The organism is Actinoplanes sp. NPDC049265 (assembly GCF_043197135.1).
In the GTDB taxonomy this organism is placed as follows: domain Bacteria; phylum Actinomycetota; class Actinomycetes; order Mycobacteriales; family Micromonosporaceae; genus Actinoplanes.
The window spans coordinates 329,316-355,278 of record NZ_JBICSP010000003.1; the positions used below are offsets into that span (position 1 = coordinate 329,316).

The window sequence follows — 25,963 nt, forward strand, 5'->3', positions numbered from 1 at the left end:
CGCTCACATGCCCCTCGGAGACCTGGAACGCGAGGTCATGACCCAGCTGTGGGAGAGCGCCGGGCCGCTCAGCGTGCGCCAGGTGCACGAGGGGCTGCGCGGGCGCGACCTCGCGTACACCACCGTGATGACCGTGCTCGACCGGCTGGCCAAGAAGGGTGTGGTGACCCGCGAACGGGACGGCCGCGCCTGGCTCTACGCCCCGGTGCAGACCCGTGAGCAGATGACCGCGAGCCTGATGATGGACGCCCTGGCCGACACGCCCGACTCCGACGCGGCCCTGGCCTACTTCGTCGGCCAGCTGCCCCCGGAGGCCCTGCGGGCGGCGATCGAGGCCGCCGGCAAGGACGGGTGACAGCGCTCGTCCTCGGCGCGCTCGGCCTGCTGCTCTCGCTGGTCGCGCCGGGTCTGCTGGCCGCCGCCCGGTGGCCCGACCGCGCCCCGGCCCCGGCCGTCGTGCTCTGGCAGGCGATCACGCTGGCCGGGGTGTTGTGCGCGCTCGGTGTCGTGCTGGCCGGGCCCGAGGAGCTGATCCGCGCCTTCCGCGCTGACCGCCGGGTGGCCACCGGCGTGCTGATCGCCGCGCTGCTGGTGGCCGCCGTGATCGTGCTGCGCCTGCTGGTCTCGCTGGCCGGCGTGATGTGGCGCTCCCGGTCCCGGCGGTCCCGGCATCGGCTGCTGGTCGACCTGCTCGACCGGGCCGAACAGCGGCACGGTCTGGACGTCGAGGGGCTGCGGGTGCTGGATGGCGCGCAACCGCTGGCGTACTGCGTCGCCGGGCGCTCACCGCGGGTGGTGCTGACCGGCGGTGCGCTCGATGTGCTCAACACCACACAGATCGCGGCCGTGATCGCTCACGAGCAGGCCCACCTGCGGCACATGCACGAGCTCGTCCGTGAGTCGTTCACGGCGTTCTACCAGGCCGTCCCGCGCCCGTTGCGGTCCCGGGCGCCACTGGACGCGGTGCGGCTGCTGCTCGAGATGGTCGCCGACGACGCGGCCGTGCGGCGCGTCGGGGCCGATCCGGTACGCGGTGCCCTGGCCCTCCTGAGCGACGAGGGCGGCGGGGACGGCCGCGATCGCCGACTGTCCCGTTTGGCCGATCCGGGGCCGCGATCCGTTGCACTCTCGGTGATGGTGCTGGTCGGTGCGGTAGCCCTGTTGGTGCTGCCCACGCTCATCGTGGTCGTCCCGTGGCTCAGCGTTGCCGTCAGCAATTGGCCACTCTGAGTTAACGGTCACGGCACGGTTTCCGTGCGACAACGGGCGGAGTACGGTAACGGGGCTCCGCGGTCCCCCTATCGACCGACCGCGGTCGATCCGCGGAGCCGCCGCCCGGCCGACATCCGTAGCAAGGAACACCACCGGCGGCGTGACCGAAAGGACCGACCACCTTCGTGAGCCGCGCAGCCCGCCGATTGATCAGCGTTCTCGCCGTTCTTGCGACCGTGCTGGTCATCCCCAAGCCGGCGGTCGCGACGCCAGGAATCCTGGCCGAACCGACCCCCGGTGCTGTCGAGAAGCAGATCGACCAGCAGTGGGACAAGCTCGAACCGGTCATCGAGAAGTACAACAAGGTGCACGGCGACCTCCAGGCCAACCGCAAGAAGCTGGACGCCATCCAGAAGCGGCTGACCCCCCTCGAGGTTCAGGTCAACGTGGCGATGGGCCAGGTGCGCGAGCAGGCGGCCCAGACGTACATGCAGGGCTCGCCCTCAGCGATGAAGGCGATGCTCCTCACCGGCAACGCCACCGGCCTGACCGACAAGCTGGAGTTCCTCGACCAGTTCGCGAAGCACCAGCGCAACTCGGTCAAGGACGTCGTGACCCTCAAGGACCAGCTCTCCCAGGACAAGCAGGACCTCGACACCCTGACGAAGACGCTGGCCACCCAGGACGCCGGTCTGGCCAAGAGCAAGGCCGGCATCCAGAAGCAGGTCGACGAGTTGCAGAAGATGCGGCTCGCGGCCTACGGCAAGACCGCGGACGACGGTCCGCTGCGGCTGGGCCCGTGCCCGGCCACGTACACCAAGGAGAAGGGCAACCGGGCCGCACAGCGGGCCTGCAGCCTGATCGGCAAGCCGTACATCTTCGGCGCCATCGGACCGGGCGGCTATGACTGCTCCGGCCTGACCATGGCGGCGTGGGACGCGGTTGGCGTACACCTCTCGCACTACACCGGTGACCAGATCGGTCAGGGGCGGGCGGTCAGCCGGTCCGAGCTGCAGGTGGGTGACCTGGTCTTCTATCCGCACCACGTGGCCATCTACGTGGGCGGCGGGAAGATCGTGCACGCCCCGCACACCGGTGACCACGTGCGGATGGCCGACATCGACCGGATGAACGCCATCGGCTACCGCCGGCCGGGCTAGGTCAGCCAGGGCGCGGTGACGTCCTCCTCCTCGTACAACTGGTAGCCATTGCGGGCGCGGCGCTTCGAGCGATACATCGCCGCGTCCGCATGGCGCATCAGCGTCTTCGCGTCCGAGCCGCCGGGGAGGGCCAGCGCGACGCCGATGCTGCAGCCGACGTCCAGCTTGAGGCCGGCCACCGAGGCGTTGCCCTCGATGCCCTCGATGATGCGCTGGGCCACCGACATCGCCTCGTCGGCGCCACCCACCCGGGTCAGCACCACGCCGAACTCGTCGCCGCCGAGCCGGCCGACCGTGTCGGTGTCCCGCACGGTGCGCCGGACCACGTCCGCGACCGTCGACAGCAGCCGGTCGCCGACGTCGTGGCCGTACGTGTCGTTGACCAGCTTGAACCCGTCCAGGTCGAGGAAGAGCATGCCGACCGGGTGCTGGTAGCGGGTGCCCTGGCCCAGCGCGCGTTCCAGGTCGCGGTTGAGCGTCGGCCCGTTGGCCAGCCCGGTCAGGCCGTCGTGGGCGGCGGCGTGCGCTATCCGGTCCTGCACGGCCCGCCGCTCGGTGATGTCCCGGTGATGGCCGACCACCCCGGCCACCTGCGGGTTGTCCAGCATGTTGCGCAGGATCACCTCGTGCCAGTGCCAGGCGTCATCGGCGTGCCGGTAGCGCAGCTCGGCCGTGTGTTCCTGGGCGCCGTCCGAGGCCAGCACCCGCTCGTGCAGCTCGGCGTCGGCGAGCAGGTCGTCCGGGTGCACGTACTCGCGCAGCCGCCTGCCGGTGACGTCGTTCGGGAAGTAGCCCATCACCTGGGCGATGGCCTGGCTGACGTAGGTGACCGTGCCGTCGGCGGCGCTCACCGTGATCACGTCACTGCCGTCGCGCAGCAGCGTGCGGAACCGCTCCTCGCTGGCCCGCAACGCGCTCTCCGCCCGTTCCCGCTGCCGGGTGGCCTGGCCGAGGACACGTGCCGTGGTCAGAGTGCCGAGCGCGATCAGCATCGAGATGCCGTGTGACTGCGGCCGCGGCAGGTAGCCGTGCAGGATCCCGTACGAGAAGGACAATTCGCCCAGCGCGATCGAGACCGCGCTGCTGACCGCCAGCGGCCGCCACGACCGCGAGCCGTCCTCCTTCAGGTAGAGCGTGAAGACGTGCAGGTGGGCGACGGCCAGCAGGGCACCCCAGCCGGTCATGTACATGACGGCCGTGGTCTGCAGCACGTGCAGGCCGATCCGCGCCCAGAGCCGCCCGCCGTGAATCCCGCCGGAGAGCCGGTGCTGCACCGCGGGCTGTTGCCAGACGGCGCCGACGGCCAGCAGCGTGCCGATCATCCAGAGCGGGGTGTCACCGGAGAGGCCGAAGAGGCGCAAAGCGGCGATAGTGGCCAGCACCAGAATGGGTTCCATCCCGTTGCGGCCGAAATACACCGCCTTGGCCAACTGCGCTCGCATCTCGTCCTCCAGGGCCGCCCACGTCGGGCGTCAGGAGAACCATCGGCGGCGGGACGGGTGAATGAACTCTTCCCCGGTGCGCAATTCCAGGTCATGGCCCTCGCCGGGGTGCCGCGATGGCGCCGGCAGGGGTCGGCGGCCGGTGCCGACGGGACGGGTCCGGGGTCACGCCGGCGTCTCGGTGGACGTCACGAATGACGGTGACTGGTGTCCGTTAGGGCAGTCAATTTGGTTGCCAATCGACAATGATGGAAGCCTCAACTATCGTCGGACATCGATGTACTTCTTGTCGGTAGTAGGGGGAAAAGTCATGAAAAACGTAGGTCGCGTGCTCGTCGTCGGAGTGTTCGCGCTGGCCGGAGTGGCGGGTGCGGCCGGTGCCGCGTCGGCCGCGGTGACCCACGCGCCGGCGGCGGTGACGTCGTCGGCGTACGCGGACGAGTTCATCACCGCCGACGAGGCCAAGGCCATCGCGCTCGAGGCCAGCGGCGGCGGCACCATCACCAAGTTCGAGCTCAAGTCCGAGCACGCCGAGTATCGGGTGGAGATCCGCAACGGCCGGTTCGAGCACCGGATCCGCCTCGACGCCGTCACCGGCGAGATCACCCGGCACGACATCAAGGACTGACGCGCCTCAGCAGCTCACGGTAGGCGGCAAGCCCGTCCGGCACCCACTGCCACTCGGTCAGCTTGGCGGCCAGTTCCCCATCGGTGAGGAACGTGTGCCAGGCGACCTCCTCGGCCTGGGGCCGGACGGGTCGCGTACACCTCAGCTCGTAGGCCGCCGACCACCAGGCGTGCGTCCCGGTCTCGTACAGAAACTTGAACAGCGGCCGCGGCCGGGGCAGATCGGACACCCCGAGCTCCTCCCGCGCCTCGCGCAGCGCGGCCTCGTCGTAGGTCTCGCCCGCACCGACCACGCCGCCCACCCACATGTCGTAGAGCGACGGGAACACCTGCTTGGTCGCCGTCCGCCGGTGCACGAAAACGCGGTCGTCGGCGTCGCGGACCAGGACGAAGGCGCAGCGGTGGCGCAGCCCGCGGGCGTACGACTCGCTGCGCAGCGCCTGCCCGACCACCCGGTCCTGCTCGTCCACGACGTCGATCAGCTCGTCCACCGGTCCGAGACTAACGCCGGCCGACCTGGGTGCGCCGGATTCGTCCGTAGTATCTTCGCCACGATGAGGGGCCCGCTGCGACCGAACGATCCGCGCCAGATCGGCCATTACCGACTCGAGAGCCGCCTCGGCCAGGGCGGCATGGGTACTGTCTTCCTCGGCCGCGCCCCCGACGGCCGGCCCGTGGCGATCAAGATCATCAAACCGGAGCTGGCGTACGAGGAAGAGTTCCGCGCGCGGTTCCGCAGTGAGGTCAACCGGGCCCGCCAGGTGCCCCCGTTCTGCACGGCCGAGCTGCTCGACGCCGACGCCGACCACGAGACGCCCTACCTGGTCGTCGAGTACGTCGACGGTCCCAGCCTGGCCGACGTCGTCACCGAGCAGGGCCCGCTGACCGGCGGCAACCTCTACAGCGTGGCCGTGGGCGTGGCCACCGCGCTGGCCGCCATCCACGGCGCCGGGGTGATCCACCGCGACCTCAAGCCCCGCAACGTGCTGTTCTCGCTGGGCACCCCCAAGGTGATCGACTTCGGCATCGCCCGCGCGTTCGAGGCCACCAGCCAGCACACCGGCACCGATCAGATGGTCGGCACGGTCGCCTACATGGCGCCGGAACGCTTCGACGCCGGCTCGGCCCGGGCCACCATCGGCCCGGCCGCGGACGTCTTCGCGTGGGGTGTCGTGGTCGCGTACGCGGGCACCGGCCGCACCCCCTTCACCGGCGATTCCGCCGCCGCGACCGCCGCCCGCATCCTCACCCAGCCGCCCGACCTGACCGGCCTGCCCGCCCCGCTGCGCGACCTGGTCGCGATGACCCTGGCCAAGGAACCGGACCGCCGGCCCACCGCCGCCCAGCTGATCGACATGCTGGTCGCCGCCGGGGCCTCCGGCAACACCCCGGAGCTGCGGCAGGCCACCCACGCGGTCCGGCAGCCGGCCGCGAACAACGCCTCGACGGTGGTCAGCGGCCGGCGCCGGTGGGGGCGACTGGCACCGGTCCTGGCCGCCATCGCCCTGATCGGCATCGTGACCGCCGGCGTGTTCGCCTTCACCCCGGTCCGGCAGCTGGTCGACTCCGACGTTCCGCGGGCCGGGTCGGACCTCGCCGCCGGGCCGTCCGAACCCGGCCCGGCACCGTCGTCCGGCCCGCCCTCGGCCGCCCCGGCGACCAGCGTCGCCCCCGCCCCGAGCCGGACCGCGACCGGCCGCCCGTCCGGGGCCGGCGAGGGCGGCCCGGTCGTCGTCCCGTCCCGGAGCAAGCCGGTCACCCCGCCCTGCCGGACCGCGGCGATCAGCGTCACGCTCATCGCCCAGGACGACAACCCGGCCGCCGCCGGCACCCACAAGGCGATCGTCTCGGTCGTGAACGAGTCCAACCAAAGCTGCCGGATCAAGGGCCGTGCGTTCGTCTCCCTCTACAACCCGGCCGACGAGCCGATCGACGTGCCGACGAAGAACGTGAACGAGCCGGGCGCCGCCGCCGACATGATCCTGCGCCCGGGCGGCGGATCGTTCCAGGGCATCAAATGGGTGGCCTGCGACCGTGACACCTGCCCGGCCGCCGCCACCTTCCGGGCCGGCCTGGAGGCGGGCAGCCGTGGGGTGGTGGCCGAGACGGAGGGCTTCCCGGACGCGTCCCGCCCGCAGATCGCGATGAGCAGCCTCCAGCTCGGCACCCTCCAGCCGAGCACCCAGGGCGTCGTGGCCTGGTAGCACCGCGCCGGGGTCGTCCAGATGCGTCCTAGCGGCCCAGGCGGTCGAGCAGGATCGTGCCGCGCAGGGCGGCGTTGATGCCGAGCCAGCGGGCCGGTTCCGGTTCCCAGCGGCGCGAGCGGTGGTTCACCCAGGGCAGGCGTACGCGGTCGGTGGGTCTTCTCAGGATCAGATCGGCGAGGGTACGCCCGGCCAGGTTGGCCGCGGCCACCCCGTCGCCGACGTAGCCGCCGCCCCAGGCCAGGCCGTCGTCGCGCAGGCCGACCGACGGGGTCCAGTCGCGCGGGACGCCCAGCGGGCCGCCCCACCGGTGGGTGACCTTGGGCGTGATCGCGAAGAGCTCGGTCAGGGTCCGTTCCAGCGCCTCGAAGACCCGCGGCACATGGTCGTAGCCGGGCCGGATCCGGGAGCCGAAATGGTACGGCGCCCCGCGCCCGCCGAACGCCAGCCGGTCGTCGGCGGTCCGCTGCCCGTAGATGACCAGCCGCCGCTCGTCGGTGAACGTCTCGCGCCGCCGCAGCCCGATGCGCGCCCAGGTGGCGGCGTCGAGGGGCTCGGTGGCGATCATCAGCGAGTAGACCGGCGCCACGGAACGCCGGAAGCCGGGCAGCGTCGTCCGCCACGCCTCCAGCGCGTGCACGACGACCGGGGCCGTGACGGTCCCGCGGTCGGTCCGCACCGTCAGTGGTAGCCCAGGCCGGTGTTCCGCCCCCGGACGGCGCCCGGGGCTACCACTGACGGTGCGGACGCGGGTGCCCTCGTGAATGATCACGCCGCGGCGGGAGGCGGCGTCGGCCAGCCCGCGTACCAGACGGGCCGGGTGCAACGCCGCGCAGTCGGGACTGTAGACGCCGCCCAGCACGCCGATCGCACCGCAGATGTCACGGGCGGTGGCCGCGTCCACGAAGCCGGGCGCCGAGGCGGCCCGCCGGAGCTGGGCTTCCGTGCGTACCAGAGAGATCGTGCCGCCCTTGGCGTAGTGGCAGTCGATCTCCTCCGCGGCGGTGACCCGGCCCACCTCGTCGACCGCGTCGGCCAGCGCCGGCGCCATCCCGGGCAGATCTCGGGGGAACAGCCCCGAACACCAGCCGCCGTTGCGCCCGGACGCGCCGAAGCCGCAGTAGTTCGCCTCCAGGACGACGATCCGCAGCGAGGGGTCGAGCGAGGCCAGGTAGTACGCCGTCCACAGCCCGGTGTAGCCGCCACCGCAGATGGCCACGTCGGCCGAGACGTCGCCGTCGAGCGGCCGGCGCGGTTCGATCGGTGCGAGCGACGCCAGCCAGAACGACGGGCTCAGATGCGGCTCCACGCCTCGCTCAGCACCGTACGCAGAATCTGCTCGATCTCCGCGAAGTGCTGCTCCTCGCAGATCAGCGGCGGCGCCAGCTGCACCACCGGGTCACCGCGGTCGTCGGCGCGGCAGTACAGGCCGGCGGAGAACAGGGCCTGGGACAGGAAACCGCGCAGCAGCCGGTCGGACTCCTCGGCGTCGAACGTCTCCTTGGTCGCCTTGTCCTTGACCAGTTCGATGCCGAAGAAGTAGCCGTCGCCCCGGACATCGCCGACGATCGGCAGATCCAAAAGCCGGTTGAGGTACGAGCGGAAGAGATCGGTGTTGGCGCGGACGTGACCGTTGAGGTCCTCACGCTCGAAGATGTCCAGGTTGGCGTTGGCCACCGCGGCGCCGACCGGGTGCCCGCCGAACGTGATGCCGTGCGCGAACGACGCGCTGCCGGTCAGGAACGGCTCGACCAGCCGCTCCGACGCGATCATCGCCCCCAGCGGCACGTAGCCCGAGGTCAGGCCCTTGGCGCAGGTGATGATGTCGGGCTGGTAGCCGTACCGGTCGGCGCCGAAGAACTCGCCCAGCCGGCCGAACGCGCAGATCACCTCGTCGGAGATCAGCAGCACGTCGTAGCGGTCGCAGATCTCGCGTACCCGCTGGAAGTAGCCCGGCGGCGGCGGGAAACAGCCGCCGGAGTTCTGCACCGGCTCGAGGTAGACGCAGGCGACGGTGTCCGGCCCCTCGAACTCGATGGCCTCGGCGATCCGGTCGGCGGCCCAGATCCCGAACTGCTCGGGCGTCATGTTCTCGTCCGGCCGGCGGTAGTAGTTGGTGTTCGGCACCCGGAACGTCGACGGCACCAGCGGCTCGAACTGCTGCTTGAGCGCGGGCAGGCCGGTGATCGACAGCGCGCCCATGGTGGTGCCGTGGTAGGCGACCATCCGCGAGATCGCCTTGGTCTTCATCGGCTTGCCGGTCTGCTTGAAGTAGCTGCGGGCCAGCTTCCACGCGCTCTCCACCGCCTCCGAGCCGCCGGTGGTGAAGAACACCCGGTCGAGGTCGCCCGGCGCCATCGTGGCGAGGCGCTCGGACAGCTCCAGGGCGGTGGGGTGGGCGTACGACCAGAGCGGGAAGAAGGCCAGCTCGGCGGCCTGCTTGGCGGCGGCCTCGGCCAGTTCGGTGCGGCCGTGCCCGGCCTGCACGACGAACAGGCCGGAGAGCCCGTCGAGGTAGCGCTTGCCGTTCTGGTCCCAGATGTACGGACCCTGCCCGCGCACGATGACCGGTGCCTCGCCGGCGGACAGACGGGTGAAGTGCATCCAGAGGTGGTCCTGCGTCATCTCGTTCCCCACGCGTACGTCTGTTTGGCCAGCTTCAGGTACATGAACGTCTCGGTGCCGGCGACGCCCTCGACCGCCCGTACCTTCTCGTTGAGCAGGTCCAGGAGGTGTTCGTCGTCGGTGCAGACCAGCTCCACGAGCAGGTCGTAGCCGCCGGCGCAGATCACCACGTAGTCCACCTCCGGGATCTTGGCCAGCTCGTCGGCCACCACCCGGAGGTCACCGATCACCTTGACGCCGACCATGGCCTGCCGGGCGAAGCCGAGCGTCAGCGGGTCGGTGACCGCGACGATCTGCATCAGCCCGCCGTCCAGCAGTCGTTGTACGCGTTGACGTACCGCGGCCTCGGACAACCCGATGGTCTTGGCCAGCGCGGCGTACGACATCCGCCCGTCGCGCTGCAGGTGCTCGATGATCTGCTTGTTGATGTCGTCCAGCGCCAGGTCCGTCACGCCGCGATTGTCCCCGGGGACACCCGGCCTGGCAATGGAATCCGTGGTCGGTTACTTGTCACCCCATTGAATCCGTTGCTGCGGTGGATGTACATACGTTTATCGCAACTTTCTGAGGTCTTGACAAGTGTTTCCGTGGTGGGAACGCTGCGGTAACACGGTTTCAGTTTGGTGGGCGACATGCGGATCCTTCTCATCGGTGCCGGCGGGGTGGGTGCGGCGGCCGCCGGCATCGCCGCTCGGCGTGACTTTTTCAACACCTTCGTGGTCTCTGATCACGATCTGTCCAAGGCGTCGGCGGCCATCTCGTCGTTGGACGCCCGATTTGTCGCGGCCAAGGTCGACGCCGCCGATGCCGCGGCGGTCACCGCGCTGTGCCGCGAGCACGGGATCACCCACGTGCTGAACGCGGTCGACCCGCGCTTCGTCATGCCGATCTTCACCGGCGCGCTGGCCGCCGGAGCGGACTACCTGGACATGGCGATGTCGCTGTCCGGGCCCGGCGTCCGCCTCGGCGACGAGCAGTTCGCGCTGGCCGATGACTGGGTGACGGCCGGACGGCTGGCGCTGGTCGGCATCGGCGTCGAGCCCGGGTTGTCCGACGTGTTCGCGCGGTACGCCGCCGACCACCTCTTCACCCGGATCGACGAGATCGGCGTCCGCGACGGCGGCAACCTCAAGGTCGAGGGGTACGACTTCGCGCCCTCGTTCAGCGTCTGGACAACCATCGAGGAGTGCCTCAACCCGCCGGTGATCTGGGAGAAGGACCGCGGCTGGTACACCTGCGAGCCGCTCAGCGAGCCGGAGACCTTCGACTTCCCCGGCGGCATCGGCCCGGTCGAGTGCGTCCACGTCGAGCACGAGGAGGTGTTGCTCATCCCGCGCTGGGTCGACGCGCGCAAGGTCACCTTCAAGTACGGGCTGGGCAAGGAGTTCATCGACGTCCTCAAGACCCTGCGCAAACTCGGCCTCGACCGCACCCAGCCGGTCAGCGTCGGCGGCGTCCAGGTGTCACCCCGCGACGTGGTCGCCGCGGTGCTGCCCGACCCGGCCACGCTGGGCTCCCGGATGACCGGCTCGACCTGCGCCGGCACCCTGGTCACCGGTCTCGGCCCCGACGGCCTGCCGCGCTCGGTCTACCTCTACCACCTGGTCGACAACCAGTGGTCGATGGCGTCCTACGGCGCCCAGGCCGTCGTCTGGCAGACCGCCGTCAACCCGATCATCGCCCTCGAGCTGCTCCGGACCGGGACGTGGACCGGCGCCGGCGTCCTCGGGCCCGAGGCCTTCGACGCGGTGCCGTTCCTGGACAAGCTCATCGAGTACGGCACCCCCTGGGCCCTACGGGAGCAGTAGCGCGCGCTCGACGATGTCGAGGCCTCGGGCCAGGTCGGGGTCGCTGATCACCAACGGCGGGAGGAACCGCAGCACGTTGCCGTAGGTGCCACAGGTCAGCACCAGCAGACCGGCCTCGTGGCAGGCCTTGGCGGCGGCCGCTGCGGCCGGTGGGTCCGGGTCGATGCCGCCGGGCCGCACCAGCTCGACCGCGATCATGGCGCCGCGGCCACGGACGTCGCCGATGCCGTCGGCCTTGTCGGCGATCTCGCGCAGGCGGGGCAGCATGGCGTCGCCGATGCGGCGGGCGGCCGTGGTCAGGTCGAGCTCGCGCATCGTCTCGACGGCGGCGAGCGCGGCGGCGCAAGCGATCGGGTTGCCGCCGTAGGTGCCGCCGAGGCCGCCCGCGTGCACGGCGTCCATGATCTCGGCGCGGCCGACGACACCGGCGATGGGCAGGCCGCCGCCCATGCCCTTGGCCGTCGTCACGAGATCCGGCTCCAGGTTCTCGTGCTCGCTGGCGAACCAGTCGCCCGTACGGCAGAAACCGGTTTGGATCTCGTCGGCGATGAACACCGCTCCGTTGTCCCGGGCCCAGGCGGCCAGCGCGGGCAGGAAGCCGGGCGCGGGCTCGACGAAGCCGCCCTCACCCTGGATCGGCTCGATCAGCACGGCCGCGACATTGGGGCCGCCGACCTGCTTCTCGATCACGTCGATGGCCGTGCGGGCGGCCTCCGGCCCGGACCGGCCGCCGTCCCGCAGCGGATAGGACATCGGGGCGCGGTAGACCTCGGGGGCGAACGGGCCCATCCGGTGCTTGTACGGCATCACCTTCGCGGTCAGCGCCATCGTCAGGTTCGTCCGGCCGTGGTAGGCGTGGTCGAACACCACGACCGCCGGCCGGCCGGTCGCGTGGCGGGCGATCTTGACGGCGTTCTCCACGGCCTCGGCGCCCGAGTTGAACAGGGCCGCCCGCTTCTCGAAGGCGCCCGGTGTCAACTCGATCAACTGCTCGCAGACCGCGACGTACGACTCGTACGGCGCGACCATGAAACAGGTGTGGGTGAACCTTTCCGCCTGCTGCTGGACGGCCGCGACGACGCGCGGAGCGGCGTTGCCGACCGACGTGACAGCGATGCCGGAGGCGAAGTCCAGCCACGTGTTGCCGTCCACGTCGCGGATCCCGGCGCCGGCCGCGGTGTCCACGTAGGACGAGATCACCGAGCTGACCCCGCGGGCCACCGCTGACGCCCGGCGCTTGTGCAGTTCGTCGGAGGACGTCACGGTCACTCCCCGAGGCTGTGCATGACGTGCTTGACGCGGGTGTAGTCCTCCAGCCCGTACACGGAAAGGTCCTTGCCGTGGCCCGAGTGCTTGAACCCGCCGTGCGGCATCTCGGCGACCAGCGGGATGTGGCAGTTGACCCAGACGCAGCCGAAGTCCAGCCGCCGGGTCATCCGCATCGCCCGCCCGTGGTCGGCCGTCCACACCGACGACGCCAGGCCGTACCGCACGCCGTTGGCCCAGCGCACCGCCTCGTCCTCGTCGGTGAACCGCTGCACGGTGATGACCGGCCCGAACACCTCGTCCTGGATGATCTCGTCCTCCTGCCGCAGGCCGCTGACCACCGTCGGCGTGTAGAAGTAGCCGCGATCGCCCTGCCGGCTGCCGCCCGCCTTCAGGTCGGCGTGGTCGGGCAGCCGGTCCACGAACCCGCTGACCCGTGTCAGCTGCGACGCGTTGTTCAGGGGGCCGTAGAGCACGTCCTTGTCGTCGGCGGCGCCCGTCCGGGTGTTCTTCGCCTGCTCGGCCAACGCGGCGGCGAAGTCGTCGTACACCCGTGGCCCGGCCAGCACCCGCGTCGCCGCCGTGCAGTCCTGTCCCGCGTTGAAGTAGCCGGCCTCGGCGATCGCCTGCGCGGCCGCCTCGACATCCGCGTCGTCGAAGACCACCACCGGCGCCTTGCCGCCCAGCTCGAGGTGGGTGCGCTTGAGGTCCTTGGCGGCGGCCTCGGCGACCTCCATGCCGGCCCGCACCGAGCCGGTGATCGACACCATCTGCGGGGTCCGGTGCGACACCAGCAGCCGCCCGGTGTCCCGGTCGCCGGTGATCACGTTGAGCACGCCGGCCGGGAGGAACTCGCTCGCGATCTCGGCCAGCATGAGCGACGTGACCGGTGTGGTGTCCGACGGCTTGAGCACCACGGTGTTTCCCGCGGCGAGGGCCGGCGCGATCTTCCAGACGGCCATCATCAGCGGATAGTTCCAGGGCGTCACCTGCGCGCAGACGCCGACCGGTTCGCGCCGCACGTACGACTCGAAGCCTCTCAGGTAGGTGCCGGCCGACCTTCCCTCGAGCAGCCGGGCGGCGCCCGCGAAGAACCGGATCTGGTCGACGGCCGGTGGCAACTCCTCGCTCGCGGTCAGCCCGAGCGGCTTGCCGGTGTTCCGGGACTCGGCCGCGACCAGTTCCCCGGCCTTGCTCTCGACGGCGTCGGCGAACCGCAGCAGGGCCCGCTGCCGCTCGCCGGGTGTGGTGTCCCGCCACGTCTCGAAGGCCGCGGCGGCGGCGTCCATCGCCCGGTCGACGTCCGCCGCCCCGGAAACCGGCGCGGACGCGAACACCTCGCCGGTGGCCGGATCGATCAGGTCCTCGTACCGCCCGTCGGCCGGCTCAACGGCTTCTCCGGCGACAACGTTCTTCAGCACGGTTTTCGCGGTCATGGCGCCATCCTTTGCACTGGATCCGTCGCTGGCAAGACCCGGCGCCCATCTTTCCGGCGTGCCTCCTTGCTATTGAAAACGGTTTCCACCACGGTGGAGGGTGTTCGGCCGCTGTTTCCCGGGCCGGGTGCGGGAGTCGGCCCCCTCACCCGGCCCGGGCTCGCGTCGTTCAGTCGGCCGCGATGTCCTGGACCGCGGCGGCGGTGCGGCCTGGGGATGCCCGCGTCCCCGGTCCGGGCCGGCGGTGGCGGCCCAGGCGATCGCCCGGCGGTCAGTCCTCGGGGATCGTGAGGTTGACGGTCTTGGTGCCGGACCGGGGGACGTTGACCTTGTCGGGCCAGGCCCCGGAGCCGCCGCCGGCGCCGGTCAGGGACCAGCGGAGCAGGACGGCGCCGCCGCCGATGACCGGCATGTCGTAGGTGCGGTTCGGGCTGGTGACGTCGGCGGCGGCCAGGACGTCGCCGGTGGCCGGGTTGACCGCGGTGAGGCGGCCGGTGGTGAAGGACCGCGTCGTCGTGACCGTGCCGGTGAGGCGGCCGCCCGCGGCCAGGGTGTAGTCGAGCGTCGCGCCCTCGCGCGGCCGCACCGTGACCGTGGCCGCCTGGTAGCGGTTGCCGGTGGCGCCGGCGTACTGCCGCGGCGCGACGCCGTTCTTCGAGGTGAAGAGCAGCGGCCAGGAATACGGACCGAGCGAGTAGACACGGAACGTCCCGTTCGTGAACGACTCGTAGAACGGCGGTGTGCTGTCCAGCGGCCAGGCGTTGACGCCGACGTTGACCTTCTCCACCGGCGCGCCGCCGGGGTCGCGGACGACGCCGGTCACGTCGCCGCCCGGGTCCAGTAGGATCTGCGGCAGCCGGGTGGTCCGTCCGACCTTCACCTTGATCTTGGCGGCTTCCTTCTGGTTGCCGGTGCCGCCGTTCGCGCCGACCCACTGCGCGCCCAGGCCCTGGGAGTCGGTCGACGAGACGAACAGCTGGTATGTGCCGGCCGGCACCGCGTACGTCGTGATCCGGCCGTTCTTGTGGGTGCAGCCCTGATCGTCCTCGTCGGGTACGCCGCCCGTCCCCGGCGTCACCAGCCTCAGGCACCACTGCTTGCGCCCGGTGCCGGTGGCCCGGTCGACCACTTCGGCGTTGACCCGCCCGCCGCGGGCCAGCGGCACGGTCAGCGGGGTGATCCCGCCGTCGGCCACGGTCACCGGCACCGGCCCGCTGGGCAGGTAGTCACTGCTGCTCAGCGGAACGACCCGTACGCTCATCGGTCCGGCCGGAAGCCCCGGCACCGACACCGTCGACGTCCTGGTGCAGAAACCGGGCGAGGTGCCGAACCGTACGCAGAAGCCGTCGGCCGGGCCGCCGCCGGCCGCGTCGGTCGCCGTGACCCGCAGCGTGTTGCCGACCACCCACTGGTCGTCGACGGTGGTGACCGAACCGGCCGTGAGGGTGAAGACCCGCGCGTCGGCCTCGCTGGTCTTCCCGTACGCCCATTGCCTCGCGTCGGTGAACAGGTTCTCGAACGACACCCGGTAGTCCTCCGGGTCGATGCCGTCGGCCTCCCAGTAGCCATCCTCGTCGGTGAGATCGGCGTACGACCGCCCGCCCGGCACCGCGTCGATCTGGACGGACACGTCCGGCACCGGCGCGCCGTCGGGCGTGGTCAGCCGCCCGCGAACGGTGGCCGAGCCCAGGTCGCGGGTGTTGGCCTCGGTCGCCTCGCCGGCCCGCACGGTGATCTCGTCGGCCTGCTCACGGTGCAGCGTCCCGGGCACCCAGGTGCGGGTCTGGTCGCCGTTCTCGTACGACACCTGGTAGACGCCGGGGGTCAGGCCGCCGAACCAGTAGCCGCCGTCGTCGCCGGAATATTGCGAGGCGATCACGGTTTCGCCCTGCCAGACCCTGACCTGCCGATCGACCACCGTTCGGCCGCCGTTGGCCTTGAGCACGCCGAAGATCGCGCCGCGGGGGAGCAGGGTCTCGTCGACGTCGGCGGTCTGCCCGACCTGGACGGTGAAGACGGTGGCGTCGGCGAACTGGGTGCGCTGGGGCACGTACTGCTTGCCGGTGATGTCGGTCTCCACGCCGATCCGCCACTGGCCGGCCGGGACGCTGATCTCGTACGTGCCGTCGTCGGCCATCGTGCCGCCGATGTTGCCGGTCCCGCCGACCGGGTAGGCCGAGACGTAGAAGTCGCTGGGCGGTGTGCCGCCGCCGGGCGCGGTGACCCGCCCCCGGATGGTGGCCGCCGGGAGCTGCGTCTCGTCGACGACAGCGGTCCGGCCGGCGGGCACGTCGATGACGTCGGCCGCGGCGAAGTCGGCGGCCTGGTACGCCCACTGCACCAGGTTGTTCCGGTTGTACTGCAGCTTGACCGGCCCGGCCGGCACCCGCAGCAGCCGGTAGCGGCCGTCCGCGGTGGTCTCGGCGTTGACCAGGAACCGGTTGTCCGTCGAGTACGCGGTCACCAGCGCGCCGGCGATGGGCCGGCCCGCGGCGTCGGAGTAGGTGCCCTCGACCGTGCCGATCGGGATCTGCGTCTCGTCGACCGTCACCACCCCGCCGTCCGGCAGCGGGAACACCTGGGCCGTCGGCAGGTCGAGGGCCTGGTGGGCGTACTGCCGCAGCAGATGGTCGTAGAACTGGACCTTGACGCCGGCGGCGACCACGTCGGTGACGGTGTAGTGCCCGTTCGCGTCGGTGACGGTGCTGCCGCGGTAGGAGTTGGTGTCGGAGTACACGCTGACCCCGGCGCCCGCGATCGGCTCGCCCGCCGCTGTGGTGAACGTGCCGGTGACCGTGCCCACGGCGGCGGCCCGGGCGGGTGCGGCCCACCCGGCGACGACCAGGGACAGTGCGGCGACGGCGGCCAGAACCCGACGGATCATGCTGCGGCTCCCCGTGAATCGAACAGCTCCGTTGTCCACAGGAGACTAACCGGTCAGCTCCGGCAGGGAGATCCGGCAAACGGCCCCCTTGCCCACCCCGGTCGTGAGCTCCATTTCTCGCATGCCCAGCGAGAACCCGCCGGTCCACCGGCTCGATCCGTGTCATGCCGAGCACCCGTGACGCACGTCTCTGACCCGGATCTGAGTCGTTCTGGGAGATCTCTGTGGGCGCGAGCGAGTATGGGCCTATGGCGATTCCCCTGTCTCTGCTCGACCTCGCTCCCATCGCCTCCGGGCAGTCCGCGCGAGAGAGCTTCGCCGCCAGCATCGAGCTGGCCCGCGTCGCCGAACGCACCGGCTACCAGCGGGTCTGGTACGCCGAACACCACAACATGGCGTCGATCGCGTCCTCCGCGACCAGCGTGCTGATCGGTTACGTGGCCGCGCACACCGACACGATCCGCCTCGGCGCCGGCGGCATCATGCTGCCCAACCACTCGCCGCTGCTGATCGCCGAGCAGTTCGGCACCCTCGCCTCGATGTTCGGCGACCGCATCGACCTGGGCCTGGGCCGCGCCCCCGGCAGCGACCAGAACACGATGCTGGCCCTGCGCCGCGACAACACGTCGGCCGACACGTTCCCGCAGGACGTACAGGAACTCCAGGGCTACCTCGCCGGTAAGTCCCGCATCCCCGGCGTCGAGGCGGTGCCCCGGGCCGAGTTCCCGGTGCCGCTCTACATCCTCGGCAGCTCGCTGTTCGGCGCCCAGCTGGCGGCCGCGCTGGGGCTACCGTACGCGTTCGCCTCGCACTTCGCCCCCGACGCCCTGCAGCAGGCGGTCGGCGTCTACCGCGACACGTTCCGCCCCTCCGCCCAGCTCGCGTCCCCGCACGTGATCGCCGGCGTCAACGTGATCGCCGCCGACACCCACGACCAGGCCGTCGAGCAGATGACATCGGCGTACCGCGCCCGCACCCGCGCCTTCCTGACCCGCGGCCCGATTCGCAGAAATCTCACCGACGCCGAGATCGACGAGTTCCTGGCCTCCCCGAGCGGCCACCAGCTGTCCCAGATGACCCGCTACACCGCGGTCGGCACGGCCGGCGAGGTCCGCGACTACCTCGAGGCCTTCGCCAAGGAGGCCGGCGCCGACGAGCTGATCACCGCCCACCACGCCCAGAGCGTCGAGGACCGCATCCACTCCATCGAGCTGACCGGCGCCGCCTGACGCCGCTGTCCCGCGGTGCGGCGGGCTGGGCCCGGCCCCCGACCCGGGCCGTTCCAGGTCGGCCCGGCGGTGTCGACGGGCCCAGCGCCGGTCACCACCAGGTGCGTTCGAGGGCGCGGCCGGTGCCGCCGGTCCGGTCGAGGGCGTCCAGCGCGGCCAGTTCGTCGCCGGTGAGCTCGAAGTCGAAGACCTCGGCGTTCTGGGCGATCCGGTCCTGGTGGGTCGACTTCGGCAGCACGATCAGACCGCGCTGCAACGACCAGCGGATCAAGATCTGGGCCGGGGTACGCCCCTGACGTTCCGCGATCGCGGCCACCTCTTTGTCGTCCAGGTGCCGGCCGGTGCCCAGCGGGCTGTAGGCCTCCACCGCGATATTCCGGCTCTCGCAGTGCTCCCGCAGGTCGCGGCGGTACTCGAACGGGCTGAACTGGATCTGGTTGAGCGCCGGCGGAATGTCGGCCACGGCCAGCACCGCGTCGATGTCACCGGTGCCGAAGTTGGAGACCCCGATCGACCGGGCCTGGCCCGACCGCTGGGCCTTCTGCATCCCGTCCCAGGCTCGGGTCGGGCCGCCGGCCGGCCAGTGCACGAGGTACAGGTCGACGAACTCGACGCCGAGCCGTTCGAGGCTGCCGTCCAGCTCGGCCACCGGATCCTTCCGTCCCGGGTTGAACTTGGTCGTGATGTACACCTCGTCCCGTGGCACCCCGCTGTCGCGTAACGCCCGCCCGACGCTGTCCTCGTTGCCGTAGGCCTGGGCGGTGTCGATGTGCCGGTACCCGGCCTCCAGCGCCCACCGGACCGAGTCCGCGCACTCCCGCCCGTCCCGGACCTGCCACACGCCCAGACCCAGCACCGGAATCTCCCGCCCGTCGGCCAGGGTCCTCGTCGTCGTCATCGCGCTTCCTCCATCACTGATCTCACATCTCGATCGTGCCCGCCCCCACAGCGATACCCCCGGAAACGCCCCTCACTCAAAGCCGTCCCAGTCCCCGACCCCTTCCCGCCCCAGCAGTAGCCCCGGGCGCCTCCCCCGGCCGAGCAAACGCCCAGGCCTACCACCCGAGACCCGCGTGGTGGCCCCGGGCGGCATCCCCGGCCGAGCAAACGCCCAGGCCTACCACCCGAGACCCGCGTGGTAGCCCTGGGCGGCATCCCCGAGGGGCTACCACTGGTCAGGAGTCGAAGCCGACGCCGAAGCGGTCGAGGGTGCGCAGCCAGAGGTTGCGGCGGCCGGCGTTGCGGTCGGCCTGGGCGATCGACCAGCGGGTCAGCTGGATGACGCCGTTGCGGACCGGCTCGGGCGGGAACGGGACCGGTTTGCGGCGAACCATCTCCAGGGCGGTCAGCTCGGTCGGGCGCCCGGTGAGCAGGTCGAGCATGACGTTCGCGCCGAAGCGGGTCGCGCCCACGCCCAGCCCGGTGTAGCCGGTCGCGTAGGCGAGGCGGCCACCGTGGGCGGTGCCGAAGAACGGGCTGAAGCGGCTGCACGCGTCGATCACCCCGCCCCACTTGTGGGTGAAGCGGAGCCCGGAGAGCTGCGGGAAGGTGTCGGCGAAGTGCCGGGCGAGGCGGCGGAAGGTGGCGTCGCGCTGGTCGCGGGCGGGGCTGATCCGGCCGCCACGGTAGTAGACGGCGTCGTAACCGCCCCACAGGATGCGGTCGTCGGCCGTACGCCGGAAGTAGTGGAACTGGTTGGCCGCGTCGCCCAGCCCTTGGCGGTTGGCCCAGCCGATCGACGCCAGTTGCGCCGCGCTCAGGGGCTCGGTCATCAGCGCGTAGTCGTACACGGGAATGACGTAGTGCCCGAGCCGCCGCAGCAGCTTGCCGTGCGCCCCGGTGGCCAGCGCCACCGACGAGGCCACGACCTCGCCGCGCGGCGTGTCGAGCCGGAGCCCGCGACGGGCCTGACCGATGCCCAGCACCGGCGTGTTCTCGAAGATGCGTACGCCCAGCGAAAGGCAGGCCCGGCGCAGTCCCCAGACCAGCCGGGCCGGGTCGACCATGGCGCATCCGTCCCGGTCCCACACCCCGCCCAGGAACCGCGGCGACCGCACCTCCGCCTGCACCGCCTCCCGGCCGAGAAAGTCCGGCGACGAGGAGAGCGACGACAGCTGCCACGGCGAAGTCGCCACCACGAGTTCTCCGGTGCGCTCGAAGTCGCAGTCGATGCCATACAGAGCGACGGCGGCCTCGATAGCGTCCAAATTGTCCGATCCGAGCTGCTCGAGACGTGCCAGCGAGGAAGGGAAGTGGCGCAGCCCGTTCTCGTACCCATGGGTCAGAGAGGCCGAGCAGAACCCACCGTTGCGGCCGGACGCGGCCCAGCCCGCCGTCCCGGCCTCCAGCACCACGACGTCCCGCCCGGGGTCGCGTTCCTTGGCCAGCAGGGCGGTCCACAGCCCGCTGTACCCGGCCCCGATCACGGCCAGCGAGGTCCGCAGCGAAGAGGACAGGGGATCGAGGGCCGGCGGCGCCCCCTTTTGATCGAGCCAGAAGCATGTGGGGGCGGCGTCGGCCGTCGGATCAGCCACGGCGGCGGCGCGGCCGGGAGCGCACCCCGGACAGCACCGCGATCAGCACCCCGACCGCGAAGATGAGCGTGCCCATGACATTCACCTGCGGTGGCAGGCCGACCCGGGTGGCGCCCCAGATCCAGAGCGGGAACGTGACGGTGGTGCCGGCGGTGAAGTTGGTGACCACGAAGTCGTCGATGGACAGGGCGAAGGCCAGCATCATCCCGGAGCCGATGGCCGGCAGCAACAGCGGGAAGGTGACCCGCCAGAACGTGGTCCAGCCGGTCGCGCCCAGGTCGGCGGCGGCCTCTTCGAGCGAGCGGTCCAGGGTGAGCACGCGGGCGCGGACCACGACGGACACGAACGAGATGCTGAACATGATGTGCGCGATGGTGATGGTGACCGGGCCGAGGCCGATGCCCAGCGACACGAACAGGGTGAGCAGCGAGGCGCCCATCACCAGTTCGGGGGCGGACATGGCGGCGAACAGCACCAGGTTGACCGGGCCGGAGCCGCGGAACCGGTGGCGGCCCAGCGCGTAGCCGATGCCGGTGCCGAGCGCGCCGGCCACCACGGCGGTGATGATCGCGACGACGACCGAGATCAGCAGCGCCTCGGTGAGCGCGTCGATGCCGAAGACCCGCCCGTACCACTTGAAGGTGAAGCCCTCCCAGGTCTGGTTGTAGCGGCCGGGGGTGTCGTTGAACCCGAACGCGATCATCACCAGGACGGGGAGGGTGAGCCAGGCGACGACCAGCCAGGTGTACGCCCGCAGCCAGCTGAAGCGCCGGGTCATCGGGCCGCCACCTTCATCACGTCCTCGGTCCCCAGGGCCCGGGCATAGGCGAAGACCCCGATCAACAGCACGGCCATGAGTACGAAGGACAGCGCCGACGCCGTCGGATAGTCGGCCGTGGCCAGATATTGCGCCTGGATGACCTGCCCGATCATGGTGGTCGAGGAGCTGCCCAGCACGGCCGAGTTGACGTAGTCGGAGCTGGCCGGCACGAACGTCATCAGCACGCCGGCGAACACCCCGGGCAGGGCGAGCGGCAGGATCACCTTGCGAAAGGCGGTGGCCGGGTCGGCGTACAGGTCGCGGGCGGCCTCGATGATCCGGGGGTCGATGCGTTCCAGGGCCACATAGACGGGCAGGACCATGAACGGCAGGAAGTTGTAGACCAGGCCGGCGATGACCGCGAACGGCGTACCGAGCACGTGGAACGAGCTGCCGAGCAGCCCGAGGTCCTTGAGCGGGCCGAGCACCGGCCCTTCGTCGGTGAGGATCTGCCGCCACGAGATGGTCCGCAGCACGAACGACACGAAGAACGGCAGGAGCAGCAGGAACAGGTACGTGGCCTTGCGTCGGCCGCCGTAGAAGGCGATCCAGTACGACACCGGGAACGCCACCACGATCAGCACGACGGTGGCGATCGCCCCGTAGATCAGCGACCGGAACAGCTGCGTGCGGTAGTTGCCGATGGCGTCGACGTAGGTCTGCCAGTGGCCGGTGAACGCGTACCCGTTGACGATGTCGCCCTGCTGCAGCGACAGCGACAACATGGTGATCATGGGTACGGCGAAGAACAGCACCAGCCACAGCCCGCCGGGCAGCACGAGGAGGTAGGGCGCGAGCCCGCGCCGCAGCCGGCTCATCCCAGCACGACGGGTTCGAAGACGCGCTGGAAGTCCTGGTACTCGGCCGGGGTCTTGAAGTTGCGGTAGTAGTGCAGCTTCGCGTAGTCGGCCTCGGTCGGGAACACCAGCGGGCTGCCGGCCACCGTGGTCAGGGACTTCTTCTCGTCGCCGGTGGCCGCCTCGGCCTTGGCCTTCATCAGTTCCTGCGTGGCCGGCACGGGCGTCACGTAGTTGATGTAGGCGGCCACGTCGGTGGCGACCTCGGGCCGGTAGAAGTAGTCGATCAGGGTGAGCGCGGCGACCGCGTTGGGCGCGGTGACCGGGATGCTGAAGTTGTCGGTCCAGATCGTGCCGCCCTCGGCCGGGATCACGAACTTGAAGTTGGTGCCGTCCGAGACGTTCTTCTGGAATACGTCACCGGACCAGGCCTGGGTCAGCCACACCTCGCCCTTGCCGAGCGCGTCGATGTAGCTCTGGTCGTAGTAGTTGCGCAGCACGCCCGACGACTTCTGCTCCTTGAGCTTGCCAGCCGCCTTCTTCCAGTCGTCGGCGGTGGAGTCGTCGGGGTTGATGCCGAGCACCAACATCCCGAAGTTGGCCAGTTCCTGGGTGTCGGAGAACATCCCGACCTTGCCCTTGAACGCCGGGTCCCACAGGTCGGACAGCTTGGTGATCTCACGGCCGGTCTTGGCCGGGTCGTAGGCGATCCCGGTGATCCCGGACGTCCACGGCACGCTGTAGACGTTCCCAGGGTCAAAGGCTTCCTTCTTGTACGCGGGGCCGGCGTTCCGGGCGAAGTTCGGCAGCTTCGAGTGATCGAGCGGCGCCAGGAACCCGGAGTCGGTGAACTGCTTGAACTGCTGCCCGTTGGTGATGATCTGCAGGTCGAACCCGATCGGCTGCTTGGCCGCCAGCTGCGGCTGCACCTTGGCGAACCAGGGGCCCATCTCCTGGATGACCTCCTGGTAGTTCACCGTGATGCCGGTTTCGGCGGTGAACGCCTTGAGCTCGGGCTGTTTCGGATCCATGTAGAGCGGCCAGCTGGCCATGTCGACGTGCTTGGTGGCGGTCTTCCCGGCCCAGAACTTGGCCACCGCGTCGGGAGCGGCCGCGCTGGCGCCCGGATTGCCCTGACCTTTCACACCGCAGGCGGCCAGGAAGGCGCTGAACCCGGCGAGCCCGCCCATCCTCAGGGCATCCCGGCGGCCGAGGCGGCGCTGCGTCAAACCACGGTAGAGGGGGGTATTCATCAGACTCCGATCGGGTACGAGTGCTGCGCGTTCCAACAGAGGAAGACTTTGTCGCCGCGCACCGCGAGGTCGTCGGCGTTGGCGGCGTTCTGGTCGAAGACGGTGAACTCGGGACCGGCCGCGGTCGTCACGGTGTAGTTGGTCGAGGTCCCGTGGTAGACCACCTCGGCGACGGTTCCGGAGAGCACGCTGCAGTCGCCGGGCGGAGTGTCGCCGCGCTCCAGCTCGATCTTCTCCGGGCGTACCGAGATCTCCAGTCGGTCGCCCACCGCGACCGCCTCAGGCACCGGAACCAGAACGTGGTCCTCCCCGAAGGTGACCGTCGCGATCCCGCCGTCCTTGCTCGCCACCGGACCCTCCAGCAGGTTGGAGGTGCCGATGAAGCCGGCCACGAACCGGGTCGCCGGCTTCTCGTAGATCTGCCGCGGCGTGCCCAGCTGCTCGATCCGGCCGCCCCGCATGACCGCGATCCGGTCCGACATGGTCAGTGCCTCGCCCTGGTCGTGGGTGACGTAGACGAAGGTGATGCCGACCTCGCGCTGGATCCGCTTGAGCTCGACCTGCATCTGCTGGCGCAGCTTGAGGTCCAGGGCGCCCAGCGGTTCGTCCAGCAGCAGCGCCCGGGGCCGGTTGACCAGCGCGCGGGCCAGGGCGACGCGTTGCTGCTGACCGCCGGACATCTCCCGCGGGGCGCGCTTCTCCATGCCGTCCAGCGAGACGATTTCGATGATCTCGCCGACCCGCCGGGTGATCTCGTCCTTGGCCACCCGCTTGCGTTCCAGCCCGAAGGCCACGTTCTGGTACACCGACATGTGCGGGAACAGCGCGTACGACTGGAAGACCATGTTGACGTCGCGCTTGTGCGGCGCCACCCCGGTGACGTCCCGGCCGTCCAGGAAGATGGTGCCGGCGGTGGGGTCTTCGAAGCCGGCGATCATCCGCATCGTGGTGGTCTTGCCGCAGCCGGACGGCCCGAGCAGCGAGAAGAACTCGCCCGAGCCAATGGCCAGGTCGAGCGTGCGTACGGCGTGGACGGTCTCGCCGTGGGCCTGGAACTCCTTGTGTACGCCGACGAACTCGATCGCGGGGGTGTCGCTCATCCGGGGTACCTCTATCAGCCGACGTTGTGCATCACATGCTTGATCCGGGTGTACTCGTCGAACCCGTACGCGGACAGATCCTTGCCGTGCCCGGAGTGCCCGAACCCTCCGTGCGGCATCTCCGAGACGAACGGGATGTGCGTGTTGACCCAGACGCAGCCGAAGTCGAGGCGCTGCGTCATCCGCATCGCCCGGGCGTGGTCGCGGGTCCACACGCTGGCGCTCAGGCCGTACCGGACGTCGTTGGCCCAGCCGACCGCCGCGTCCTCGTCGGTGAACTCCTGGACGGTGATGACCGGTCCGAAGATCTCGTCCTGGACCATCTCGTCGCGCTGTTCCAGCCCGGTGACCACGGTCGGCGCGACGAAGAAGCCGGCGCGGCCGATCCGCCGGCCGCCGCTGACCACCCGGGCGTGCTCGGGCGCGCGGTCGAGGAAGCCGAGCACCCGGGCCAGCTGGTTCTCGTTGTTGACCGGGATCACCTCGCGGCGCGACGCCTCGACCAGCGCCTCGGTGAAATCGGCGGCGACCCGGTGGTGGACCAGCACCCGGGACGCGGCGGTGCAGTCCTGGCCGGCGTTGAAATAGCCCGCGTCGGCGATCGCCGCGGCGGTCGGGCCGAGGTCGGCGTCGTCGAAGACCATCACCGGCGCCTTGCCGCCCAGCTCCAGGTGCACCTTCTTGAGGTCGGCGGCGGCCGAGGCGGCCACCTCCATGCCCGCCCGGGTCGATCCGGTGATCGAGACCAGGGCCGGCCCGGGGTGGGCGATCAGATCACGGCCGGTGCCGCGATCGCCGCAGACCACGTTGAACACGCCCGGCGGCAGCACCTCGGCGGCGATCTCGGCCAGCAACAGCGTGGTCACCGGCGTGGTGTCGGACGGCTTCAGGACGACCGCGTTGCCGGCGGCGATGGCCGGGGCGAGCTTCCACACGGCCATGACCATCGGGTAGTTCCAGGGGGTGACCTGCGCGCAGACGCCGACCGGCTCGCGGCGCACGTACGACTCGTACCCGCGAAGGTATTGACCGGCCGAGCGGCCCTCGAGCATCCGGGCCGCGCCGGCGAAGAACCGCAACTCGTCGAGCAGCGGCGCCATCTCCTCGGCGCGGGTCAGGTCGACCGGCTTGCCGGTGTTGCGGCACTCGGCCGCGATGATCTCCTCGGCCCGCGCCTCGACCCGGTCGGCCATCCGCAGCAGGGCCAGCTGGCGCTCCGCCGGGGTGGCGTCCCGCCAGGTCGCGAAGCCGTCCCGGGCCGCCGCCACGGCCGCGTCGACGTCCTGGGCCGTGGAGACCGGGGCGTGGGCGTACGTCTCGCCGGTCGCCGGGTCGATCACCGGCGAGGTGGCGCCGTCGGCGGGCTCGGCGTACGCGCCGCCGATGAAGTTCCGCAGCACGGGCAGTGAATCGCTCACGGTCGGTCCTCCTGCCCTCACTGACGTGGGGGGACATTGACACAGAGGAGGCCCATGAGACAAGGGAATCCGAACTATTTTGCAGAGCCGAAACGGAATCAGCCGTCAACAGCCCGGTCCGCCGCGCATTCCGGTGACGATCCGGTAG

At 70.7% G+C, this 25,963-nt stretch carries 22 protein-coding genes; 7 read left to right on the plus strand and 15 right to left on the minus strand.

Features of this window, described 5'->3' with window-relative positions; genetic code table 11:
* Nucleotides 1–7 precede the first annotated feature (7 nt).
* From ACGFIO_RS11365 to ACGFIO_RS11375, 3 genes are all read left to right on the plus strand, one after another.
* Complete coding sequence (locus tag ACGFIO_RS11365; RefSeq protein WP_392825126.1) at nt 8–355, plus strand: BlaI/MecI/CopY family transcriptional regulator; 348 nt, start codon at nt 8–10, stop codon at nt 353–355.
* The gene (locus ACGFIO_RS11370; RefSeq protein WP_392825129.1) at nt 352–1,230 is read left to right on the plus strand and encodes a M56 family metallopeptidase; all 879 of its coding nucleotides are present in this window, start codon (nt 352–354) and stop codon (nt 1,228–1,230) included. The genes ACGFIO_RS11365 and ACGFIO_RS11370 overlap by 4 nt, the downstream gene beginning before the upstream one ends.
* A 167-nt stretch (nt 1,231–1,397) precedes the next feature.
* Nucleotides 1,398–2,372 (plus strand): NlpC/P60 family protein, encoded by a 975-nt coding sequence (locus tag ACGFIO_RS11375; protein ID WP_392825131.1) that lies wholly within the window; start codon nt 1,398–1,400, stop codon nt 2,370–2,372.
* Here the strand turns inward: ACGFIO_RS11375 and ACGFIO_RS11380 are convergent.
* Complete coding sequence (locus ACGFIO_RS11380) at nt 2,369–3,814, minus strand: diguanylate cyclase domain-containing protein (RefSeq protein WP_392825133.1); 1,446 nt, start codon at nt 3,812–3,814, stop codon at nt 2,369–2,371. The genes ACGFIO_RS11375 and ACGFIO_RS11380 overlap by 4 nt on opposite strands.
* A gap of 310 nt (nt 3,815–4,124) precedes the next feature.
* On the opposite strand from ACGFIO_RS11380, the gene ACGFIO_RS11385 reads away from it, so the two are divergent.
* A complete protein-coding gene (locus ACGFIO_RS11385; RefSeq protein ID WP_392825135.1) occupies nt 4,125–4,442 on the plus strand; it encodes a PepSY domain-containing protein in 318 nt (105 codons plus the stop codon).
* Here ACGFIO_RS11385 and ACGFIO_RS11390 read toward each other — a convergent pair.
* Nucleotides 4,432–4,932 carry an NUDIX hydrolase gene (locus ACGFIO_RS11390; protein WP_392825137.1) on the minus strand — a complete coding sequence of 167 codons (501 nt, stop codon included), beginning with the start codon at nt 4,930–4,932 and terminating at the stop codon, nt 4,432–4,434. The genes ACGFIO_RS11385 and ACGFIO_RS11390 overlap by 11 nt on opposite strands.
* A 63-nt stretch (nt 4,933–4,995) precedes the next feature.
* Here ACGFIO_RS11390 and ACGFIO_RS11395 point away from each other — a divergent pair, with 63 nt between their 5' ends.
* Nucleotides 4,996–6,645, plus strand: coding sequence for a protein kinase (locus ACGFIO_RS11395; RefSeq protein ID WP_392825139.1), 1,650 nt, complete (start codon nt 4,996–4,998; stop codon nt 6,643–6,645).
* Nucleotides 6,646–6,673: 28 nt separating this feature from the next.
* Here the strand turns inward: ACGFIO_RS11395 and ACGFIO_RS11400 are convergent, their stop codons facing one another.
* The 3 genes from ACGFIO_RS11400 to ACGFIO_RS11410 are packed head-to-tail and all read right to left on the minus strand — an operon-like array spanning nt 6,674 to nt 9,722.
* On the minus strand, nt 6,674–7,954 hold the full coding sequence (locus ACGFIO_RS11400; protein ID WP_392825141.1) for an NAD(P)/FAD-dependent oxidoreductase: 1,281 nt from the start codon (nt 7,952–7,954) through the stop codon (nt 6,674–6,676).
* Nucleotides 7,939–9,270 carry an aspartate aminotransferase family protein gene (locus ACGFIO_RS11405; protein WP_392825144.1) on the minus strand — a complete coding sequence of 444 codons (1,332 nt, stop codon included), beginning with the start codon at nt 9,268–9,270 and terminating at the stop codon, nt 7,939–7,941. The genes ACGFIO_RS11400 and ACGFIO_RS11405 overlap by 16 nt, the downstream gene beginning before the upstream one ends.
* Nucleotides 9,267–9,722, minus strand: a complete 456-nt coding sequence (locus tag ACGFIO_RS11410; protein WP_392825145.1) for an Lrp/AsnC family transcriptional regulator — start codon at nt 9,720–9,722, stop codon at nt 9,267–9,269. Before ACGFIO_RS11410 ends, ACGFIO_RS11405 begins: the two co-directional genes overlap by 4 nt.
* 180 nt (nt 9,723–9,902) lie before the next feature.
* Here ACGFIO_RS11410 and ACGFIO_RS11415 point away from each other — a divergent pair, with 180 nt between their 5' ends.
* Entirely contained in the window at nt 9,903–11,078 is a 1,176-nt protein-coding gene (locus tag ACGFIO_RS11415) for a saccharopine dehydrogenase family protein (protein ID WP_392825146.1), read from the plus strand.
* Here the strand turns inward: ACGFIO_RS11415 and gabT are convergent.
* From gabT to ACGFIO_RS11430, 3 genes are all read right to left on the minus strand, one after another.
* The gene (gabT, locus tag ACGFIO_RS11420; RefSeq protein WP_392825149.1) at nt 11,064–12,341 is read right to left on the minus strand and encodes a 4-aminobutyrate--2-oxoglutarate transaminase; all 1,278 of its coding nucleotides are present in this window, start codon (nt 12,339–12,341) and stop codon (nt 11,064–11,066) included. The genes ACGFIO_RS11415 and gabT overlap by 15 nt on opposite strands.
* 2 nt (nt 12,342–12,343) lie before the next feature.
* Complete coding sequence (locus ACGFIO_RS11425) at nt 12,344–13,780, minus strand: gamma-aminobutyraldehyde dehydrogenase (RefSeq protein WP_392825151.1); 1,437 nt, start codon at nt 13,778–13,780, stop codon at nt 12,344–12,346.
* A 271-nt stretch (nt 13,781–14,051) separates the two neighbouring features.
* Nucleotides 14,052–16,664 (minus strand): carboxypeptidase regulatory-like domain-containing protein, encoded by a 2,613-nt coding sequence (locus tag ACGFIO_RS11430; RefSeq protein WP_392825154.1) that lies wholly within the window; start codon nt 16,662–16,664, stop codon nt 14,052–14,054.
* Between the two features lie 248 nt (nt 16,665–16,912).
* Here ACGFIO_RS11430 and ACGFIO_RS11435 point away from each other — a divergent pair, with 248 nt between their 5' ends.
* Nucleotides 16,913–17,893 carry an LLM class flavin-dependent oxidoreductase gene (locus tag ACGFIO_RS11435; protein WP_392825155.1) on the plus strand — a complete coding sequence of 327 codons (981 nt, stop codon included), beginning with the start codon at nt 16,913–16,915 and terminating at the stop codon, nt 17,891–17,893.
* 91 nt (nt 17,894–17,984) lie between these two features.
* Here ACGFIO_RS11435 and ACGFIO_RS11440 read toward each other — a convergent pair whose 3' ends face one another.
* From ACGFIO_RS11440 to ACGFIO_RS11470, 7 genes are all read right to left on the minus strand, one after another.
* Nucleotides 17,985–18,791, minus strand: a complete 807-nt coding sequence (locus tag ACGFIO_RS11440) for an aldo/keto reductase (protein ID WP_392825158.1) — start codon at nt 18,789–18,791, stop codon at nt 17,985–17,987.
* A gap of 277 nt (nt 18,792–19,068) precedes the next feature.
* Entirely contained in the window at nt 19,069–20,427 is a 1,359-nt protein-coding gene (locus ACGFIO_RS11445; protein ID WP_392825160.1) for an NAD(P)/FAD-dependent oxidoreductase, read from the minus strand.
* Nucleotides 20,420–21,205 carry an ABC transporter permease gene (locus ACGFIO_RS11450; RefSeq protein WP_392825163.1) on the minus strand — a complete coding sequence of 262 codons (786 nt, stop codon included), beginning with the start codon at nt 21,203–21,205 and terminating at the stop codon, nt 20,420–20,422. Before ACGFIO_RS11450 ends, ACGFIO_RS11445 begins: the two co-directional genes overlap by 8 nt.
* Nucleotides 21,202–22,065 (minus strand): ABC transporter permease, encoded by an 864-nt coding sequence (locus ACGFIO_RS11455; protein WP_392825166.1) that lies wholly within the window; start codon nt 22,063–22,065, stop codon nt 21,202–21,204. Before ACGFIO_RS11455 ends, ACGFIO_RS11450 begins: the two co-directional genes overlap by 4 nt.
* Nucleotides 22,062–23,297: a spermidine/putrescine ABC transporter substrate-binding protein gene (locus ACGFIO_RS11460; protein WP_392825169.1), complete on the minus strand. Its 1,236-nt coding sequence runs from the start codon at nt 23,295–23,297 to the stop codon at nt 22,062–22,064. Before ACGFIO_RS11460 ends, ACGFIO_RS11455 begins: the two co-directional genes overlap by 4 nt.
* Complete coding sequence (locus ACGFIO_RS11465; RefSeq protein WP_392825171.1) at nt 23,297–24,397, minus strand: ABC transporter ATP-binding protein; 1,101 nt, start codon at nt 24,395–24,397, stop codon at nt 23,297–23,299. The genes ACGFIO_RS11460 and ACGFIO_RS11465 overlap by 1 nt, the downstream gene beginning before the upstream one ends.
* Before the next feature lie 14 nt (nt 24,398–24,411).
* Nucleotides 24,412–25,815, minus strand: a complete 1,404-nt coding sequence (locus tag ACGFIO_RS11470) for an aminobutyraldehyde dehydrogenase (protein ID WP_392825174.1) — start codon at nt 25,813–25,815, stop codon at nt 24,412–24,414.
* Between the last annotated feature and the right edge of the window lie 148 nt (nt 25,816–25,963).